The organism is Microcoleus sp. BM001215392 (assembly GCF_036700185.1).
In the GTDB taxonomy this organism is placed as follows: Bacteria; Cyanobacteriota; Cyanobacteriia; order Cyanobacteriales; family Microcoleaceae; genus Microcoleus.
In genome coordinates this window covers 1-2294 of record NZ_JAUBOJ010000629.1, presented here as the reverse complement: position 1 = coordinate 2294, position 2294 = coordinate 1, and the positions used below count along the sequence as shown (strand labels likewise).

Below are 2294 nucleotides of genomic sequence, written 5' to 3'. Positions count from 1 at the left end.
AGATTTTATGTCCAAATGCTACGCCCTTCTAGGATTTTTGCACTCTTGTCTAATTTACACCTAGGTGTTAGAGGGGCTATTGTAGATTGTTATGATGATGGAAATTACGAAGTAGAATTTAGCGATAGCTCTGGCGAAACGATAGCTTTGTGTACTCTGTCTACCGAGCAGTTTTTAGTTGTCTGGAAGTCGAAAGAAAGGCGTTGGTTGTCTGTATCTGAGCTATTAGCTGCGATGGTTGGACATTTGTCAGACGAAAGTCAGATACAAGTTTTAGAGTTTGCGCGTTCTTTGTCTGAGAAATAGTCAATCGATTATTGTCCCCCTGTATGTCACAATAGAGAACTGTCATTAGAGTAAAGAATTTATTGTGAGTCCTACTGCCGAAGTCAGCAATAACCTGAATGCGGGTGTTCTGCCAACTGTTACCGTGGCCCGCCGCGCTGTTTTTCCCTTCACTGCGATTGTCGGTCAGGAGGAGATGAAACTCGCACTGCTGTTGAATGTCATCGATCCGAAAATTGGTGGCGTAATGATTATGGGCGATCGCGGTACTGGTAAATCTACCACAATCCGCGCCCTCGCTGACTTGCTGCCAGAAATTGAGGTGGTAGCAGACGATCCTTTTAACAGCCATCCCAGCGATCCGGATTTGATGAGTGATGAGGTGCGCGATCGCACTTTAACTCAAACTGAGATTAAAATCGCCCGCAAAAAAGTCCAAATGGTAGATTTACCTTTGGGTGCGACCGAAGACCGAGTTTGCGGTACGATCGACATTGAAAAAGCTTTGTCGGAAGGTGTTAAAGCTTTTGAACCCGGTCTTTTAGCTAAAGCCAACCGCGGCATTCTTTACGTCGATGAAGTCAATTTGCTCGACGATCATTTAGTCGATGTTTTGCTTGACTCGGCCGCCAGCGGTTGGAATACTGTAGAAAGAGAAGGCATTTCGATCCGCCACCCAGCTAAGTTTATTTTAATTGGTTCCGGCAACCCAGAAGAAGGAGAATTGCGGCCGCAATTGCTGGATAGATTCGGGATGCACGCCGAAATTCGGACTGTCAAAGACCCGAATTTAAGAGTAGAAATTGTCGAACAGCGATCGAATTTCGACCAAGATCCCACAGACTTTCTCTCGAAATATCAGCACGAACAAGATGATATGCAGGAGAAGTTGGTGGAGGCCCAGGAAAGGCTGAAATCGGTAAAGCTCGATCGGGATTTGCGAGTCAAAATCTCCCAAGTTTGCGCGGAATTGGACGTAGACGGACTGCGGGGCGATTTGGTCACAAACCGGGCCGCCAAAGCTTTGACCGCCTTAGAATGCCGCACAGAGGTCACAGTGGGCGATATTCGCCGGGTGATGACCCTGTGTTTGCGTCACCGATTGCGGAAAGACCCGCTAGAATCAATAGATTCGGGTTCTAAAGTGACCAAAGTGTTCGATCGAGTATTCGGCATAGAAACCAGTTCGTAGTAAGGACTACTAAGGACTAAAGTCCTTACTACAAACCTAAATTCGAGGTTCGTAGTGAGGACTTCAGTCCTCAAATATTAGGTTCGTAGTGAGGACTTCAGTCCTCAAAACAGATTCACTAAGGACTAAAGTCCTTACTACAAACCTAAATACAAATGAAAAAGATAATTCTAGGATTAGATCCCGGCTTAGCAAGCCTTGGATACGGAGCAATTTCCTGTCACATTGTCGGAAAACTAGATCAAAACTCTGTTTCCATGATTGACTGCGGCGTGATTAAAACAACACCAAAACAGGAAATGGGAGAGCGGCTTAAAACCATTTACGAAGATTTGCACGCCGTAGTTGAACAGATAAAACCAGATTTGGCGATCGCCGAAAAGCTCTTTTTTTACAAAATGGGCAATACCATACTTATAGCACAAGCGCGGGGAGTTTTGACATTAGTATTAGCGCAGTGTGGAGTGCCGCTGTTCGAGTTTACGCCGGCCCAAATTAAAAAAGCCTTAACTGGGCGCGGGAATGCTGACAAATCGGAAGTGCAAGAAGCAGTGGCGCGGGAGTTAGAACTAGGCTATATTCCGAAACCCGATGATGCGGCGGATGCTTTGGCTGTGGCTTTGACTGGTTGGTACGATGATGATATTTGTCCGAAAACCATCCAAAAAACCTTAATTTTCAAGACCATATAAGGGTGAAGTATTGGGAACATCCCGTTTTCGTAGGGGCGAAGCATTCGCGTTAAAAATCTCTCATATAATTGATAGGATATAGGCGCGAATGCTTCGCCCAACCCCACGAGTAATTCCTATTCTAT

The 2294-nt window shown here is 45.6% G+C and carries 3 protein-coding genes; all 3 read left to right on the top strand.

The features are described from left to right. On the top strand, window positions 1-306 hold a 306-nt coding region (locus QT974_RS33580), incomplete at its 5' end, for a DUF4926 domain-containing protein (protein ID WP_333472687.1). 64 nt (window positions 307-370) lie between these two features. Then, complete coding sequence (bchI, locus tag QT974_RS33575) at window positions 371-1477, top strand: magnesium chelatase ATPase subunit I (protein WP_442933238.1); 1107 nt, start codon at window positions 371-373, stop codon at window positions 1475-1477. Between the two features lie 155 nt (window positions 1478-1632). After that, on the top strand, window positions 1633-2169 hold the full coding sequence (gene ruvC, locus QT974_RS33570) for a crossover junction endodeoxyribonuclease RuvC (protein WP_333472686.1): 537 nt from the start codon (window positions 1633-1635) through the stop codon (window positions 2167-2169). Window positions 2170-2294: the final 125 nt, after the last annotated feature.